Below are 15,547 nucleotides of genomic sequence, written 5' to 3'. Positions count from 1 at the left end.
CAAGCTAGCGGGCGGCACCGACAAGTTCGGGCGCTTCGGTGGCGGCCGCGGCGGGCCGGGGGCGGAAGGTGCCGCGCAGCAGCCACACCACCGCGGCGAGCGCGAACCCGACCCCGCCGGCGGCGAGGAACGCCGCTTCGTGCCCGGCGTGCTCGACGAGGTAGCCGCTGATCGACTGCCCGAACGCGAGGCCGAGGGTCACCGCGGTGAGCACCCAGCCGAACGCCTCGGCAGCCGTACCCTTCGGCGCGGCGATCTCGATGGCCGCCGAGTGCGTCGTCGACTGCGGCGTGATGAGCGCGCCCGCGGCGAGCATGGCGAGCGCGAGGCTCCAGAGCGAACCCGGCAGGGCGAGGAGCGCCACCAACGCGCCGAACCCGGCCAGCAGCACGGGCAGCCGCAGGCCCATCTGACGCGGCCACGGGCGCAGGCTGTACGCCACGCCGAACGCGACCGAGCTGACCGACCAGGCCGAGAGCAGCAGACCGCCGATGGAGGTGTTCCCCGCCTCGGTGGCGGCCGCCGGGACGGCGACCTCGACGAATCCGATCACCGCGCCGAAACCCAGCGCGGCGATCGCGAGCGTGCGCATCCCGGGGCTGGTCAGCGCGCCGAGCAGTTTCCCGCCCGTCGACGGCGACGGCCCCCACGCGCGCACGGTCGGGCTCAGCGCGAACAGCACCGCGCCCGCGATCATGGTCAGCGAGCCGGTCACGATGCCGGTGCCCGCCCACGGCGCGGCGATCAGCAGCCCCGCGAACCCGGGACCGAGGATGAAGAAGACCTCCATGCTGATCGCCTCGTAGGAGAACGCGGCGTTCCGCGTCGGTCCGGCGGGCAGCAGCCGTGTCCACAGCGCCCGCGAGGCCGAACCCACCATCGGTTCCGTGATCCCGGTGCCGAAGGCGAGCGGGACCAGCACGAGCGTCGGTGCGTGTGCCTCGATCGCGAACACCAGGGCGGTCATTGCCAGCGCGAAGAGGATCGTGGTGGTCAGCAGCGGCCGGGTCGGCCCGAACCGGTCGATGAGCCTTCCCTGCACGACCGCGCCCACGGAGACGCCCACCAGCGACCCGGCCGACACCAGTCCGGCCGCGGCGAAGGAGCCCGTCTCACGCTGGACGTAGAGCAGCGCGGAGATACCGATCATCGCGATCGGCAGGCGGGCGAGCAGCGACGCGATCACCGCCCCGCGGGAGCCGGGCGCGGTCAGCGCGGCGCGGTAGTCGGCGAGGGAGGTGCGGTGGCTCTCGGCGGAAGCGGACACAGACTGGGACACGCGTACCAGTATGAACACTTTGGTACGCGAGTACCAGATCTGCGGCGGTAAGTTTGGTCACCACCGGATCCGGGTATTACGGACCACGAATCGCCAGGTTCGTCACGATCGGGTAACAGTCAGGCGATTCTGGGTCATTCGGGGCAACAAATCGACGCAGATGGCGTCCTTGAGAGTGAAAGAACTTGAGTTCACGGCCGATGGCCGTGGATGGTTGTACGACAGACACACAGCTTCCAGCTCCCTCCGGCGTACGGGTCGGGGCCTTGTTCCGGAGGGCGGGGAGCGCGGATCGTCGGGGGATGGTCCGCGCACAGCGAAGAGCCGGTGCGCCACGTCGGGGGTGGCGCCCGGCTCTTCGTTGTGTTTCAGCACGAGTACATGAAGGCCCCCTTCACTGCGCTAGACGCAATGAAGGGGGCCTTCATGTACTCGAAATCAACGGGCGCGGCGGGCCAGACGCTCCGGGTCCAGGATCAGCACGCTCTTGCCTTCGAGCCGCAGCCAGCCGCGGTGCGCGAAGTCGGCGAGAGCCTTGTTGACGGTCTCACGCGAGGCACCGACGTACTGGGCGATCTCTTCCTGCGTCAGGTCGTGCGTGACCCGCAGCAGGCCGGCCTCCTGGCTGCCGAAGCGCTGCGCGAGCTGCAGCAGCGCCCGCGCCACGCGGCCGGGGACGTCGGTGAAGATCAGCTCGGCGACCATGTTGTTCGTCCGGCGCAGCCTGCGGGCGACCACGCGGAGCAGCTGCTCGGCGATCTCCGGGCGGGTGGAGATCCACTGCCGCAGCGCCGGGCGGTCCATCGTCACCGCGCGGACCTCGGTCACCGTCGTCGCGCTGGACGTCCGGGGGCCGGGGTCGAAAATGGACAGCTCGCCGAACATGTCGGACGGGCCGAAGATGCCCAGCAGGTTCTCGCGGCCGTCGGGTGACTTGCGGCCGATCTTCACCTTGCCGGACTGGATGATGTAAAGCTTGTCGCCGGGTTCACCCTCGTTGAAGATGACATGCCCGCGAGGGAACTCCACGGATTCCAAGGTCTGTGCCAGCGCCTCGGCGGCTGCCGGCTCAACACCCTGGAAAATGCCCGCTCGGGCCAGGGTTTCGTCCACCTCGGGTGCCTCCTCATCGAGATACGACGTCGATCCTCGTTCTGCCGAGGACCGTGTCGTCGATCACTTTTCGCGTCAGTCTAGGTCGTGCGCGCGAGATCGCTCGTCGGCACGCCGAACGCGCGCGCGGGCCGGGAACGATCTCGCTCGAACGTGGAGCCTAACTCCGCACGCGTCGCGCGCGAAGCCTGGCCGCCTTCCCGCCCAGCCTGCGCAGCCGGAAAAGCTCGAGGGCGCGCCCGATTCCGTGCCCGTAAAGGGCCCTGACCTCGTTGGGCTGAGCCTGCTCGAGGAACTCCTCGACCTCGTTCTCCTGCACCGCGACGTGCTTGAGCCTGGTCTCCACGCGTTCCATGAACAGCGCGAAGAACATGATCACCAAGGGGACGAGGATGACGAACCAGACGGTCATGCGCCCTGCCCAGGGAATTCCGAAAAGTTGTGCATTACTCCAGATCCTCGCTCATGGCGTCCTCGATCGAAGCGCCGAGGTGGTGCTCTGGCGTGTCGGCCGTCGACCGGCGGGATGCTCCCACTGGCTCGTCCGATGGCGCCCGTAGGCTATCGGGGTGCCTCCTGCCCCCACCAATGCCCCCCGTGCGGGGGGCAAGGGTGAAAGCCGGCTCGCGTTGGTGAGACGCGCCAGGCGGATGAAGCGTTGCCTCGACGACGAGTTCCCCGACGCGCACTGTGAGCTCGACTTCACCACTCCGCTCGAACTGCTGGTCGCGGTCGTGCTTTCGGCGCAGACCACCGACGTCCGCGTGAATCAGGTCACGCCCGCGCTCTTCGCGCGCTACCGGACCGCCGCGGACTACGCCGGCGCCGACCGCGCCGAACTCGAGGAGTACCTCCGCCCGACGGGCTTCTTCCGCGCCAAGGCGAACTCCTTGCTGGGTTTGGGCGCCGCGCTGGTGGAGCGTTACGACGGCGAGGTGCCCGGCAAGCTGAAGGACCTCGTCACGCTGCCCGGAGTCGGCCGCAAGACGGCAAACGTCGTGCTCGGCGACGCCTTCGGGGTCCCCGGGATCACCGTCGACACGCATTTCGGCCGCCTGGTCCGCCGCTGGGGCTGGACCGAGGAGGAGGACCCGGTCAAGGTCGAGCACGCCGTCGGCGAGCTCATCCCGCGCAAGGAGTGGACGCTCCTGTCGCATCGGACGATCTTCCACGGCCGCCGCGTCTGCCATGCCCGCAAACCGGCCTGCGGCGCCTGTCCGCTGGCCAAGATGTGCCCCTCGTACGGAACCGGCCCGACGGGTTTCGAAGAGGCCGCGAAGCTGGTCAAGGGCGAAGAGCGCGACCACATCCTGGATCTGGCGGCCCGCCGGTGACCAGGGTCACCAAACTGGCCCTCGGTGCCGCCGTGCTGGTGGTGGCCCTGATCGTCGCGTTGCTCACGACCCGTGACGGCCAGGCGCCCGCCAAGACGTCGGGGGATCTCACGGCCGCGCGCGCGAAGGCCGCGCTCGCCCCCTGCCCCCCGCCTGGGCCCGGTGAAGTGGCGAAGCTGAGCGGAGTCGACGTCGAGTGTCTCGGCGACGGCTCCAGGGTCGACCTCGCCAAGGTGCTCTCGGGCGGTCCTGTGCTGGTCAACCTGTGGGCGTCGTGGTGCGAGCCGTGCCGCGCCGAGCTTCCGCTGCTCCAGCGGTACGCCGCAGCGCCCGGCGCCGCGCGCGTGCTCCTCGTCCAGGTCGCGAGCTCCGGCGCAGACGGGCTGTCGATGCTGGCCGAACTGGGGGTCCGGTTGCCGTCCGTGTTCGACGGCGACGGACAGATCGGGCCGGTGCGGACGGCGCTGAAGGCGCCTTCCTCCCTGCCGGCGACGTACCTGGTCACGGCGGGCGGCGACGTCCGGCTCATCGAGAACCCACGCGTCTTCCTGAACACTGACCAGGTGCGCGCCGCTGTGGAAGGGACACCATGACCGGCCCCCTCGTGGACCCGGAGGCCGTGCCCGCCTGGCTGCAACCGCTGGTCAAGATCAGCGGCGAAGTCGACGCGGCCACCTTCAGCCGGTTCAGCGTGCCACCGGACGCGAGCTACCGGTCCGCGTCCGTCCTGATGCTCTTCGGCGAGGGCCCGCAGGGGCCCGATGTCCTGCTCCAGCGCCGCGCGGACACCCTCGGCTCGCACGCGGGCCAGGTCAGCTTCCCCGGCGGGGGCGCCGAGCCGGAGGACGGCGGGCCGGTCGGCACCGCGTTGCGCGAGGCGGAGGAGGAGACCGGCGTCGAGCCCGCGGGTGTGCTGCCGGTGGCCGTCTTCCCGGAGCTGTTCGTGCCCGTGTCGAGCTTCGCCGTGACGCCGGTGCTCGCCTACTGGCGGACTCCGTCGCCGGTGCACGCCGTCGACCCTGGCGAGACGGCGGCCGTGGCCAGGGTGCCCGTCGCCGAGCTCACCGACCCGGCCAACCGGTTCCAGGTCACGCGCAAGGGCTACGACTGGAAGGGCCCCGCGTTCGACGTCGGGGGGATGTTCGTCTGGGGCTTCACGGGCGGCCTGCTGGCGATGACGCTGGCGCTCGGCGGCTGGGAACGGGACTGGGACCACGGCGACGTCCGGGACCTTGACGTAGCGTTGGCCGAACATCAGGCGCGGGTCGACGGGCGGCAAGTGCCGGAGAAGGAGTAGGCGCCGGTGAACTGGGTCGACGTACTGGTGATCCTGCTCGCGCTGCTGGCGGGCGTGTCCGGCGCGTTCCAGGGGGTGATCATCGCCCTCCCCTCGCTGGTCGGGGTGGTGCTCGGCGCGCTCGCGGGGATCAAGATCGCGCCGCTGGTCGTGGAACTCTTCCAGCATCCGGCGGCGAAGGTCGCCTTCGCGGTGGCGACCGTGGTGTTCCTGGTCGCGCTCGGCGAGACCCTGGGGGTCTGGGCGGGCCGGAAGCTGCGGCAGAAGATCAACCCGGACAAGCTTTCCGGCGTCGACAAGACGCTGGGCGCGGTGGTGCAGGCCGCCGTGGTGTTCGTGGTCGCGTGGCTGATCGCGACCCCGCTCACCGCCGTCTCGGGCGTGCCGGGGCTGGCGAAGTCGATCAACAGCTCGGTCGTGCTCGGCGGCGTCAACGACGTCATGCCCGAAGCGGCGCAAGGCTTCCCGAGCGAACTGCGCAAACTGCTGGACGCCTCGGGCTTCCCGTCCATTGTGGACCCGTTCCAGAAGCCGAACGTCGAGGACACCAGCCCGCCGGACACCGCGCTGCAGGCGAGCGCGATCGTCAAACAGGTGCACCGCAGTGTGGTGAAGATCCGCGGCAACGCGACCTCGTGCTCGCGGGCGCTGGAGGGCAGCGGTTTCGTCGTCGCGCCGCAGCGGGTGATGACGAACGCGCACGTCGTCGCGGGCACCGACGAGGTCGCCATCGAGTCGACGTCGGGCAAGTTCCCGGCCAGGGTCGTCTACTTCGACCCCGAGGCCGACGTGGCCGTGCTCGCGGTGCCGAGGTTGCAGGCCCCGGTGCTCCCGTTCACGCCGCGGGTCGCGCGCGCCGGCGACAACGCGATCGTGCTCGGCTACCCGCTCGACGGCCCGTACACCGCGACGCCCGCCAGAGTGCGCGGCCGGATCAACCTGCGCGGACCGGACATCTACGAGTCCAACACCGTGCAGCGCGACGTGTTCACCGTGCGCGGGCAGGTCCGCAGCGGGAACTCCGGCGGGCCGATGATCAACCCCGAGGGCGAGGTCATCGGGGTCGTGTTCGGTGCGGCCGTGGAGGATCCGGAGACCGGCTTCACGCTGACTTCGGAGCAGGTGCGGCCGGTGGTGGAGACGGCTCCGGCGCTGAGCGCGAACGCCTCGACCGGGCCGTGCGCTAACTAGCGGCTTCGCGCCAGGAGGTCACGACCTCTTCCACGTCCAGCGGCCGTGCCCGCAGTACCGGACCGCCCGCCGGACGCCGGTGCTCGGCGCGGATCCGTTCGTTCAGGTCCTCGACGATCTCCCGCACCCGCGCCTCCCGGCGCACCTTCGCCAGGGTGTCCGGCAGATCGTCGAGCTCCTTCGCGATCGCCAGCGAAGGCGGCAGCAGCGCCGAAACGTCGTGCCCCTCGGCGCGGACCTTGTTCACCACCCAGGCCAGCGCGGTGTCCTTGCCGTCGGTCTTCGGCAGCGGCTTTCCCGCGCCGGGAAGGTCGTCGAACTCGCCCTTCGCCGCGGCGGCGCTGACCTGCCTGTCCACCCAGGACTCGAACGACACGCCCGTCGGTTTGCGCTCGGTCATACGTCCAGGGTACGGAAAAAGCCCAGCAACGCGGCCGACGTGCGTTCCGGGGCCTCCAGATGCGGGAAGTGCCCGATGCCCGGCCAGCGCTCGAGACGGGCGTCCGGGGCCCAGCGACGGGACGCCGCCGCGGTGTCGGGCAGGACGCATCGGTCCTCTTCGCCGTGTAGTTGCAGCACGCGGGGTGCGAAGCGGCCTCGCAGCGCTTCGCCGAACCGGCGTCCTTCGCCGCGGAACTGCGCGCGGAACGCCCATCGGTAGTACTCGAGCGCGCTGTGCGGCACTCCCGGCACGAGCATCGCCTGCCGGAACGCCCGCATGGCGTCGGCGAACTCCGCCGTGTCCGTCCACTGTGGACCGGACCAGGCGCGGAACAGCTCCTCGACGGCGAGCGCGTCGTTCTTGACCAGCCATTTCTCCGGCGCCATCGGCACCTGGAAGCGGAACAAGTGTCCCGAAGCCCGCAGCTGCCCCGGCCGCCGGACGGCCCGGCGCAACGCCAGCGGATGCGCGCCGCCCAGCACGCTCACCGACGAGACCAGCCGCGGGTGCAGCGCGCCGACCGTCCACGCGAGCATGCCGCCCCAGGCATGCCCGACGAGATGGGCCTTGCGCGCGCCGAGCGACTTGATCAGCCCGCCGACGTCGCCCGCGAGGGTCCAGGCGTCGTAGCCGCGCGGGGGTTTGTCGGAGTCGCCGTAGCCGCGCAGATCGACCGCGACCGCGCGGAAACCGGCGTCGGCGAGCGCGGCCAGCTGGTGGTGCCAGGTCCACCAGAACTCGGCGAACCCGTGCAGCAGTACCACCAGCGGTCCGTCGCCGAGCTCGGCGACGTGCAGCCGGATGCCGTTCGCCGAGACGTCACGATGGGTCCACGGACCGTCTATCCGGACGATCGACGGATCCGGTGTCGCCTGCACCGACTCGAAGACTTCTCAGTCGCGGTCCGCGGGCGCGTCGTCATGACGCGGCTTGAACGCGGCGGCGGTGTCCTTGAAGCTGTTGATCGTGCGCTCGGGCGCCTTGATCTTCTTCACCTTGCGGTAGCCGAGGAAACCAGCGACCGCCGTCGTGGCGAGCATCAGCCCGAACACGATCGCGAACGCCGCCCAGCGCATCAGCCACTCCGACAGCAGCTCGCCGAGGAAGAAAAAGAAGAAGAACGAGCTGTACAGCCCGACGACCAGCGCGACCAGGAAGAAGATGGCGCCCTTGAGGCCCTTCTTCGCCTCCGCGACGACCTCGGATTTGGCCAGCTCGACCTCGGCGCGGATCAGCGTCGAGACGTGTTGTGTGGCATCGCCGACGAGTTTCCCGAGGGACTGCTCGCTCGCTACCACGTCGTCATCGCTCGACAGGGGGAGGTAGGGCACGGCCCCCACGCCGTCGGGGCCGGTACGTTCGTGCTTGGGGCTGCTCACACCGGTCATCGTGCCACGTGCCCCGATCACGGGCGCGGCGGACCGGCGAGTGTCGCATTCTCAATCTTCGCGCGCGTGCACGCGGCTGCGGTGCAGCAGCATCGCGGCGGCCGAAAGCGAGGCGATGGCCGAAGCGATCAGCACCGCCGCCTTCGCCAGTTCGACGGCCTCCCCGTCGAGCGCGAGATCGGCGATCAGCAGGCTCACGGTGAACCCGACGCCGCCCAGCATCGACAGCGCCCCGATGTCACGCCAGCCCATGCCCCTGGGTTTCTCCGCGAGCTTGAACTTCACCGCGAGCAGGCTGGCGCCGAAGATCCCGAGCAGCTTCCCGCCCACCAGTCCGACCAGCACGGCCAGCGGCAACGCCGTGGTGAACACCGCGCTGAGCGATTCGCTGTCCACTTTGATCCCGGCCGCGAACAGCGCGAACAACGGCACCGCGACCGCGGCCGACCACGGCTGCAACCGGTGTTCGAGCCGGATCGCGGGCGCGTGCTCCTCGCCCTCGTCGGCGCGGACGCGGGTGAGCAGGCCGAGCGCGACGCCGGCGATGGTGGCGTGGATGCCCGCCGAATGCACCGCGATCCAGGTGATCAAGGCCAGCGGCACGTAGATCCAGGCACTGCGGACGCGGCGGTGCTGCAGGTACGCGTACAGCGCGAGGGCGACGACGGCGACCCCCGCGGCGACGAGGTCGAACTTCGCGGTGAACAGGATCGCGATGAGCAGGATCGCGCCGAGGTCGTCGACCACCGCGAGCGAGAGCAGGAAGACCCGGGCGCTGCTGGGCAGGTTCGAGGCGGTCAGGGCGAGCACGCCCAGCGCGAACGCGATGTCCGTGGCGACGGGGATGGCCCACGCGCGTTCGATGCCCGGGGTGCCCCAGCCCACGGACAGCGCGACCAGCGCGGGCACGATCATGCCGCCGACCGCGGCGACCACCGGCAGGATCGCCTGCTTGAACCGCGAAAGTTCACCGACCACGAGTTCGCGTTTGAGTTCGAGCCCCGCGACGAAGAAGAACAGCGCGAGCAGGCCGTCCTTCGCCCAGTCGCCGATCGTCAGATTCAGGTGGAGGAATTCGGGGCCGAGCCGGAAATCGCGGATGGCGCGGTAAATGTCGTCGATGGGCGAATTCGCCCACAGCAGGGCGATCGCGGTGGCGCCGAGCAGGATCATTCCGCCGGTGGTCTCCGTGCGGAGATAACGGGCGAACTCGGCGACGACGACTTTCGCGGGACGGTTCGGTCCGGACAAGGCAACTCCCGGTTTCGGCGACGACGAATACTGTTGCCGACCAGACTTCCCGGCGCACCTTGACATCATTTTAACGCCTGGAGCTGCGGAAATCTCGCGTTCATGACAGCGACCACAAGATCCATGCGGACGTCGGTGTCCCGTCCACATGCTGGGCTTCTAGCATGTCAACTGAAAACCGACAACGATGTCTTCGATAAGGACGGCATGGTGAGTACCTCTACCGAGGTCCAGCAAGACACGAGGTTCTTCGGGCACCCACGAGGGCTGGCGAACCTCTTCGGCGTCGAGATGTGGGAGCGTTTCTCGTACTACGGGATGCTCGGAATCCTCCCCATCTACCTCTACTACGAAGTCAGTCAGGGTGGCCTCGCGCTGCCGAAGGCCTCCGCGCTCGGCATCGTCGGCGCGTACGGCGGCATGGTCTACCTGTCGGCGGTGATCGGCGCCTGGGTCGCGGACCGCGTGCTCGGCTCCGAACGGACGCTGTTCTACAGCGCGATCCTGATCATGATCGGGCACATCAGCCTCGCCGTGCTGCCGGGGCTGGCGGGCATCGGTGTCGGCCTCGTCTGCGTGGCCGTCGGTAGTGGCGGGCTGAAGTCCAACGCCACGGCCATCGTCGGCACGCTGTACGCGGACGGCGATGAGCGCCGCGACGGCGGTTTCACCATCTTCTACATGGGCGTGAACATCGGCGGTTTCGTCGGGCCGCTGCTGACCGGGCTCGCGCAGAGCGAGATCGGCTTCCACGTCGGCTTCGGGCTTGCCGCGTTCGGGATGGCGCTCGGCCTGATCCAGTACACGATCGGCCGCAAGAACCTCGGCGAGAAGGCGAGCGAGGTCCCCAACCCGCTGCCCGCGTCGCAGCGGCCGCTGGTCTTCGGCGGCACCCTGGTGGGTGTCGTGGCGATCGTGCTGCTCGTGGTCTTCGGCGTGATCAACCCGGGCAACCTCGTCGACGTCGTCGTCTGGGCCGTCGCGATCATTTCGGTGATCTACTTCGTGGTGATCATCAGCAGCAAGAAGATCACCTCCGACGAACGCAGCCGGGTGTACTCGTTCATCCCGATGTTCATCGCGAGCGCCGCGTTCTTCTCGCTGTACCAGCAGCAGTTCACCGTGGTCGCGGCCTACACCGACGAGCGGCTGGACCGGACGATCTTCGGCTGGGAGATGCCGGTCGCGTGGGTCAACTCGATCAACCCGGTGTTCATCATCCTGTTCGCGCCGGTGATCGCGGCGATCTGGACGAAGCTCGGCTCGCGGCAGCCGTCCTCGCCGATCAAGTTCGTGCTCGGCACGGTCACCATGGGGGTGGCGTTCCTGCTGTTCCTCCCCATGGTCGGCAGCGGCAAGAACGCGAGCCCGCTGCTCGCGCTGGCCGGCATCCTGTTCGTGTTCACCATGGCGGAGCTGATGCTTTCGCCGGTCGGTCTCTCGCTGTCGACCAAACTCGCGCCGGAGGCGTTCCGGACGCAGATGGTGGCGCTGAACTTCCTGTCGATCTCGCTCGGTACGGCGATGTCCGGGAAGCTCGCCGAGTACTACACGGTCGACGACGAAGCGCCGTACTTCAGCATCGTCGGCGGTGTGGCCATCGTGGTCGGGGTGGCGCTCCTGGTGGCGACGCCGATGATCCGCAAGCTGATGAAGGGCGTTCACTGACGCACTTCTTGCCGCGCTGACGAGCGACCCTCGGAGGTGCTGAAAGGGCCCTTCACCGCATAGGAAGCGGTGAAGGGCCCTTTCGCTACCCGTAACTCGCGTGATCGAAGGCGTAACTCGCGTGATTGGGGACGGAACTCGCGTGATTGGAAGGCGATGTCGATGTGCGGCGTCCGATCACGCGAGTTGCGGCTCCAATCACGCTTGATCGCCTTCTGATCACGCGTGTCGTCCCTCCGATCACGCGAGATCGCCGTCAGCCGACGGTGGTCCCGAACAGCACACCGACGTAGTACGTCACCAGCATCGTCAGCGCGCCCACGCCGACGTTCCGCGCGATCGCGCGGCCGGCCCGGGCGTCGCCGAGTTTCGCGCTGATGAACCCGGTCAGCGCCAGCCCGACCACGACGGCCGCCGCGCACGCCCAGACGCGCGCCGAGGTCGACGTCCAGACGATCGCCAGCAACGGCAGCAGCGCGCCGACGGTGAACGCCACCAGCGAGGCCCACGCCGCCTGCCACGGGCTGGTCAGGTTGTCCGGATCGATGCCGAGTTCGGCCTCGGCGTGCGCCTGCAGCGCGTCCTTTTCGGTCAGTTCGCGGGCGACCTCGGCGGCCAGTTCCGGGGAAAGGCCCTTGCCTTCGTAGATTTCCGCGAGTTCCCGTTCTTCGGCTTCGGGCATCTCTTTCAGTTCGCGCTTTTCCAGCCGCAACTGTGCGCGTTCGGTGTCGCGCTGGGTGCTCACGGAGACGTATTCGCCGCCCGCCATCGAAAGCGCGCCCGCGACGAGCCCCGCGATTCCCGCGGTGGCGATCGTGGTGGAGTCGGTGGTCGCGCCCGCGACGCCGACCACGATGCCCGCCACCGACACGATCCCGTCGTTCGCGCCGAGTACCCCGGCGCGCAACCAGTTCAGTTTGCCGCCCAGATCCGCGTGCGGTTCGTGGGGATGTTCGGTCGATACCGTCTCGGTCACCGTTTCAGTGAAACACGGAAAACGGCACGATGCGAGCGGAAAGTGATTCGGTCAATTGAGGCAATCCTTATTCATTATTGCCTTACCTAAGTCGTCGGATAGATTGCCGGACATGGCAGAGGTGGTGATCCTGATCGGGTTGCAGGCGTCCGGGAAGTCGACGTTCTTCCGGCGGGTGCGGAGAAGGCCGTTCGGTGGTCGTGGACAACACCAACCCGTCGCCGGAGGAATGGACGCCGCTGATCGAAGTCGCGAGACGGCACGGCGCGCGTGTCTCGGGGTACTGGTTCCCGCCGGATCTCGAACGCTCCCAAGAGCGCAACGCGCTGCGGAGCGTCAAAACCCGGGTGCCCGACGTCGGTCTGTATGCGACTCTCAAGCGGCTGCGGCGCCCGAGCGCCGAAGACGGTTTCGACGAGCTGTACACCGTCGGTTTGGACGATGAAGGCGGTTTCGTCGTGGAGCGGGGGTGAGGCATGGACGGTGCTCCGCGTCGACGGCCGGGGCTTCTCCAAGTTCACCGAAGCGCGGTTCGAGAAACCGTTCGATCCCCGGTTCGCCGACTGCATGGCCGAGGCGGCGAGCGCATTGATGGCGGAGTTCGCCTCGCCTTACGTGTACACGGAAAGCGACGAGATCTCCCTCGTCCTGCCGCCCGCCGCCGACCTGTTCGGCCGGGGTGTGGAGAAGCTCGTGTCGATCTCCGCCGGCGTCGCGTCGGCCGCGTTCACCCACGCGGCCGGGGTGCCCGCGCACTTCGACGGCAGGGTCTGGCTCGGCACGACGGCGGACGACGTCGTCGACTACTTCTCCTGGCGTCAGGCGGACGCGGCCCGCTGTGCGCTCAACGGCTGGTGCTACTGGATCCTGCGCAAGGCGGGGAAATCGCCGAGTGAGGCCGGCGCGGTTCTGGAAGGCACTGGCGTCTCCGAGAAGAACGAACTGCTCTTCGCGCACGGCGTCAATTTCGCCGAAGTCCCCGCCTGGCAGCGCCGCGGCGTCGGGCTGTACTGGGAGTCCTGCGAGCGCACCGGTTTCGACCCGGTGCGAGAGGTCGAGGTCTCCGCGACCCGCCGCCGCGTCCGCGTCGACCGCGAGTTGCCGATGAAGGGCGAATATCGCGCCTTCCTCGGCGAGCTGCTTCAGCCGATCGGTTCGGGCAGCCGCCGCACGGAGTAGGCGAGTTCGATCGTCTCGCCGGTCGCCGGGTCGCCCAGTTCGACGCGCCAGGAGTGGGCGAACTGGTCGACGCCGTGCACCATCGGGATCGTTCCCGAGATCAGCACGGTGCCGGGGGCGTACAGATCGCGTTCGCGCAGCACGTCCAGCCAGTACGACGGCGGCAGCAGTTCGGCGAGTTTCCCTTGCTGGATCAGGGTTTCCCCTGCCCAAGCGGAAAGCGTGAGGTCGTCGAGCCGGTCCTGGACGTCGACGAGCCGCCAAGCCTTGGCGGCGAGGACGTCGGGCCCGGCGTTCTTGCTCCACGCGACGCCGTGCGCTTCGAGCGCGCGGTCGGTGTGGTCGCAGGCCGCGGTCAGTAAGACGTCCTCGGGCTCGGGGCCGGTGATGACCAGCGCCCATTCGGCCTCGCCGGAGGTCCGCTCGTGCTGCACCGGGACCTCGTCGGTCTGGCTCGCCAGGTACGGCGCGACCGGGTAGAGCGCCGGGATCACCGAAGGCGCGGGGACGCCGAGTTCGGCCAGTTCGGCCACATGGGCGGCGACGTCCTCCTGGCTGCGACCGGCGTATCCGGCGTTCAGCAGCGTGTGGACCTCGGTCCGCCGCTCCTGGCCGTCGGGAAGGGTGAAACGCAGCTCAGGCATCTGTCCTCCGAGATTGGGGGTTGCGCATACAGCTTGTATACAAGGAGTATATCCGCAATTCAACCCCTCCCGGCGGGGTTGCGGACCTCCTACGGACGGATGTGGACATGACCTCACCAGCCGGTGACCGGCGTTCGTTGCACAAGGCCTTCGCGGCCAGCCTCTCGGGGACAGCGCTCGAGTGGTACGACTTCGCGGCCTACTCGGTGGCGGCCGCGACGATCTTCGGGCATCTCTTCTTCCCCTCGGAAGACCAGCTCGCGAGCACGATGGCGGCGTTCTCGACCTACGCCGTCGGCTACCTCGCCCGGCCGCTCGGCGGGTTCCTCTTCGGCCGCCTCGGCGACGTGCTCGGCCGCAAGCGCATCCTGGTCATGACGCTCGTGCTCACCGGCGTGGCGACGTTCCTCATCGGCGTCCTGCCCACGTACGAGACCATCGGCGGCTTCGCGGCGGTGCTGCTCGTGGCGCTGCGGTTCGCGCAGGGCGTCGGCATCGGCGGTGAATGGGGTGGCGCCGTCCTGCTGTCGAGTGAGTTCGGCGATCCGGGCAAACGGGGCTTCTGGGCGTCGGCCGCGCAGATCGGCCCGCCCGCGGGCAACCTGCTCGCCAACGGTGTCCTCGCCGTGCTGGCCGCGCTGCTCACCGAGGACCAGTTCAACAGCTGGGGCTGGCGGATCGCGTTCCTGCTGTCCGGCGCGCTCGTCGGGTTCGGGCTGTGGATCCGGCTCAAGCTGGAGGAGACGCCGGTCTTCAAGCAGATCCAGGAGCGGGGCGAACGCTCGTCGGCGCCGATCTCCGAGGTCTTCCGCACCGAACGCCGCGCGCTCGTCGCGGCCGTCCTGATCCGCGTCTGCCCGGACGTGCTCTACGCGCTGTTCACCGTCTTCGTCCTCACCTACGTCACCACGCACACCGACCTCTCGCGCGGTGCCGGGCTGGCCGCGGTGATGATCGGTTCCGCGTTCCAGCTGATCCTGATGCCGCTGTTCGGCGCGCTTTCGGACCGGGTCTCCCGGCGCAGGATGTACCTGTTCGCGACAATCGCCGCGGGGATCTGGCCGTTCGTGTTCTTCCCGATGGTCAGCGGTGGCTCGTTCGCGATGCTGGCGATCGGGATCGTGCTCGCGCTGGTCATCCACGCCGCGCTCTACGGCCCGCAGGCCGCGCTGGTCACCGAGCAGTTCTCGCCGCGCCTGCGCTACACCGGCAGCTCGCTGGCGTACACGCTGGCCGGCGTGATCGGCGGAGCACCCGCGCCGCTGCTGTTCACCGCGCTGCTGGCCGGTTTCGACACCTGGCTCGCGATCGGGGGCTACTTGCTCGTGACCGCGGTGGTGACCATCATCGGTGTCGTGCTCGCCCGTGACCCGGACCGCGAGGAGGCGGCTGCCATGGAGCCCGTGCGATGACCTGGACTCCGATGTCCATAGTGGAGGGTCTGCCGCTGATCGGCGGACAGGGCCGGTTCCGGACGCTCGCGACCGCGGAAGGCGGCCTGGCGTACGAGATCTGCTATCCGGCGGGCGTCGCTTCGCCCGTGCACAGCCACGATCACGACAGCATCGTTTATCTGATTTCGGGTTCGCTGCGCGGCACGCTCGACGGACGGGAAGTGACGCTCGAAGCGGGCGGGACGATCGTCCATCCGCGCGGCGTCCCGCACAGCGTCGAGGCCATTGTGGACAGTCGGTGGGTCGAGTTCAAGACCCCGCTGCCTTCGCGGCCACCGATCGCGGAATGAAGAAACCGGGGCGGACACTGATATCCAGCGTCCGCCCCGGT

General features: G+C 69.0%; 18 protein-coding genes. 9 read left to right on the top strand and 9 right to left on the bottom strand.

The window, feature by feature from the left end; all coding sequences use genetic code 11:
• Window positions 1-4 precede the first annotated feature (4 nt).
• The 3 genes from AORI_RS79140 to AORI_RS79130 form a co-directional block, all read right to left on the bottom strand.
• Window positions 5-1,267: an MFS transporter gene (locus AORI_RS79140; protein WP_016337881.1), complete on the bottom strand. Its 1,263-nt coding sequence runs from the start codon at window positions 1,265-1,267 to the stop codon at window positions 5-7.
• Between the two features lie 450 nt (window positions 1,268-1,717).
• The gene (locus AORI_RS79135; protein WP_003081747.1) at window positions 1,718-2,392 is read right to left on the bottom strand and encodes a Crp/Fnr family transcriptional regulator; all 675 of its coding nucleotides are present in this window, start codon (window positions 2,390-2,392) and stop codon (window positions 1,718-1,720) included.
• A gap of 160 nt (window positions 2,393-2,552) precedes the next feature.
• Window positions 2,553-2,804, bottom strand: a complete 252-nt coding sequence (locus AORI_RS79130; RefSeq protein ID WP_005166943.1) for a hypothetical protein — start codon at window positions 2,802-2,804, stop codon at window positions 2,553-2,555.
• A 238-nt stretch (window positions 2,805-3,042) separates the two neighbouring features.
• On the opposite strand from AORI_RS79130, the gene nth reads away from it, so the two are divergent.
• From nth to AORI_RS79110, 4 genes are read left to right on the top strand one after another with little or no spacing between them, the layout of a single operon-like run.
• A complete protein-coding gene (gene nth / locus AORI_RS79125) occupies window positions 3,043-3,726 on the top strand; it encodes an endonuclease III (RefSeq protein WP_016337880.1) in 684 nt (227 codons plus the stop codon).
• The gene (locus tag AORI_RS79120; protein ID WP_016337879.1) at window positions 3,723-4,319 is read left to right on the top strand and encodes a TlpA family protein disulfide reductase; all 597 of its coding nucleotides are present in this window, start codon (window positions 3,723-3,725) and stop codon (window positions 4,317-4,319) included. The genes nth and AORI_RS79120 overlap by 4 nt, the downstream gene beginning before the upstream one ends.
• Window positions 4,316-5,023 carry an NUDIX hydrolase gene (locus AORI_RS79115; RefSeq protein ID WP_016337878.1) on the top strand — a complete coding sequence of 236 codons (708 nt, stop codon included), beginning with the start codon at window positions 4,316-4,318 and terminating at the stop codon, window positions 5,021-5,023. The genes AORI_RS79120 and AORI_RS79115 overlap by 4 nt, the downstream gene beginning before the upstream one ends.
• A gap of 6 nt (window positions 5,024-5,029) precedes the next feature.
• Window positions 5,030-6,214, top strand: a complete 1,185-nt coding sequence (locus AORI_RS79110) for a MarP family serine protease (RefSeq protein WP_016337877.1) — start codon at window positions 5,030-5,032, stop codon at window positions 6,212-6,214.
• Here AORI_RS79110 and AORI_RS79105 read toward each other — a convergent pair.
• The 4 genes from AORI_RS79105 to nhaA are packed head-to-tail and all read right to left on the bottom strand — an operon-like array spanning window position 6,207 to window position 9,295.
• Window positions 6,207-6,614, bottom strand: a complete 408-nt coding sequence (locus AORI_RS79105; protein ID WP_016337876.1) for a DnaJ family domain-containing protein — start codon at window positions 6,612-6,614, stop codon at window positions 6,207-6,209. The genes AORI_RS79110 and AORI_RS79105 overlap by 8 nt on opposite strands.
• Window positions 6,611-7,534, bottom strand: a complete 924-nt coding sequence (locus tag AORI_RS79100; protein ID WP_016337875.1) for an alpha/beta fold hydrolase — start codon at window positions 7,532-7,534, stop codon at window positions 6,611-6,613. Before AORI_RS79100 ends, AORI_RS79105 begins: the two co-directional genes overlap by 4 nt.
• 15 nt (window positions 7,535-7,549) lie before the next feature.
• Window positions 7,550-8,044, bottom strand: a complete 495-nt coding sequence (locus AORI_RS79095; RefSeq protein ID WP_016337874.1) for a phage holin family protein — start codon at window positions 8,042-8,044, stop codon at window positions 7,550-7,552.
• A 51-nt stretch (window positions 8,045-8,095) separates the two neighbouring features.
• Window positions 8,096-9,295 (bottom strand): Na+/H+ antiporter NhaA, encoded by a 1,200-nt coding sequence (gene nhaA, locus AORI_RS79090; RefSeq protein ID WP_016337873.1) that lies wholly within the window; start codon window positions 9,293-9,295, stop codon window positions 8,096-8,098.
• Window positions 9,296-9,502: 207 nt separating this feature from the next.
• Between nhaA and AORI_RS79085 the strand changes: the two genes are divergently transcribed.
• Complete coding sequence (locus AORI_RS79085; protein WP_016337872.1) at window positions 9,503-10,963, top strand: peptide MFS transporter; 1,461 nt, start codon at window positions 9,503-9,505, stop codon at window positions 10,961-10,963.
• A gap of 256 nt (window positions 10,964-11,219) precedes the next feature.
• On the opposite strand, the gene AORI_RS79080 is transcribed toward AORI_RS79085, so the two are convergent.
• Entirely contained in the window at window positions 11,220-11,939 is a 720-nt protein-coding gene (locus tag AORI_RS79080; RefSeq protein WP_016337871.1) for a VIT1/CCC1 transporter family protein, read from the bottom strand.
• A 194-nt stretch (window positions 11,940-12,133) separates the two neighbouring features.
• Between AORI_RS79080 and AORI_RS79075 the strand changes: the two genes are divergently transcribed.
• Both AORI_RS79075 and AORI_RS79070 read left to right on the top strand, forming a co-directional pair.
• Window positions 12,134-12,412, top strand: coding sequence for an AAA family ATPase (locus tag AORI_RS79075; protein WP_016337870.1), 279 nt, complete (start codon window positions 12,134-12,136; stop codon window positions 12,410-12,412).
• The gene (locus AORI_RS79070; RefSeq protein WP_016337869.1) at window positions 12,381-13,118 is read left to right on the top strand and encodes a tRNA(His) guanylyltransferase Thg1 family protein; all 738 of its coding nucleotides are present in this window, start codon (window positions 12,381-12,383) and stop codon (window positions 13,116-13,118) included. The genes AORI_RS79075 and AORI_RS79070 overlap by 32 nt, the downstream gene beginning before the upstream one ends.
• On the opposite strand, the gene AORI_RS79065 is transcribed toward AORI_RS79070, so the two are convergent.
• Entirely contained in the window at window positions 13,082-13,762 is a 681-nt protein-coding gene (locus AORI_RS79065; RefSeq protein ID WP_016337868.1) for a DUF2848 domain-containing protein, read from the bottom strand. The genes AORI_RS79070 and AORI_RS79065 overlap by 37 nt on opposite strands.
• Before the next feature lie 107 nt (window positions 13,763-13,869).
• On the opposite strand from AORI_RS79065, the gene AORI_RS79060 reads away from it, so the two are divergent.
• Together AORI_RS79060 and AORI_RS79055 are read left to right on the top strand one after the other, a co-directional pair.
• Window positions 13,870-15,174, top strand: a complete 1,305-nt coding sequence (locus AORI_RS79060) for an MFS transporter (protein ID WP_016337867.1) — start codon at window positions 13,870-13,872, stop codon at window positions 15,172-15,174.
• Entirely contained in the window at window positions 15,171-15,506 is a 336-nt protein-coding gene (locus AORI_RS79055; RefSeq protein WP_016337866.1) for a cupin domain-containing protein, read from the top strand. Before AORI_RS79060 ends, AORI_RS79055 begins: the two co-directional genes overlap by 4 nt.
• The last annotated feature ends 41 nt before the right edge of the window (window positions 15,507-15,547 follow it).

The organism is Amycolatopsis keratiniphila (assembly GCF_000400635.2).
In the GTDB taxonomy this organism is placed as follows: Bacteria; Actinomycetota; Actinomycetes; order Mycobacteriales; family Pseudonocardiaceae; genus Amycolatopsis; species Amycolatopsis keratiniphila.
The sequence above is the reverse complement of the archived record's forward strand: the minus strand, read 5'-3'. Positions and strand labels throughout refer to the sequence as shown.

Excerpts from the sequence above, each read along its gene's own strand:
- AORI_RS79130 (WP_005166943.1), bottom strand. The coding sequence starts at position 2,804 with ATGACCGTCTGGTTCGTCATCCTCGTCCCCTTGGTGATCATGTTCTTC.
- nth (WP_016337880.1), top strand. The coding sequence starts at position 3,043 with ATGAAGCGTTGCCTCGACGACGAGTTCCCCGACGCGCACTGTGAGCTC.
- AORI_RS79115 (WP_016337878.1), top strand. The coding sequence starts at position 4,316 with ATGACCGGCCCCCTCGTGGACCCGGAGGCCGTGCCCGCCTGGCTGCAA.
- AORI_RS79105 (WP_016337876.1), bottom strand. The coding sequence starts at position 6,614 with ATGACCGAGCGCAAACCGACGGGCGTGTCGTTCGAGTCCTGGGTGGAC.
- AORI_RS79095 (WP_016337874.1), bottom strand. The coding sequence starts at position 8,044 with ATGACCGGTGTGAGCAGCCCCAAGCACGAACGTACCGGCCCCGACGGC.
- AORI_RS79085 (WP_016337872.1), top strand. The coding sequence starts at position 9,503 with ATGGTGAGTACCTCTACCGAGGTCCAGCAAGACACGAGGTTCTTCGGG.
- AORI_RS79070 (WP_016337869.1), top strand. The coding sequence starts at position 12,381 with ATGAAGGCGGTTTCGTCGTGGAGCGGGGGTGAGGCATGGACGGTGCTC.
- AORI_RS79065 (WP_016337868.1), bottom strand. The coding sequence starts at position 13,762 with ATGCCTGAGCTGCGTTTCACCCTTCCCGACGGCCAGGAGCGGCGGACC.
- AORI_RS79060 (WP_016337867.1), top strand. The coding sequence starts at position 13,870 with ATGACCTCACCAGCCGGTGACCGGCGTTCGTTGCACAAGGCCTTCGCG.
- AORI_RS79055 (WP_016337866.1), top strand. The coding sequence starts at position 15,171 with ATGACCTGGACTCCGATGTCCATAGTGGAGGGTCTGCCGCTGATCGGC.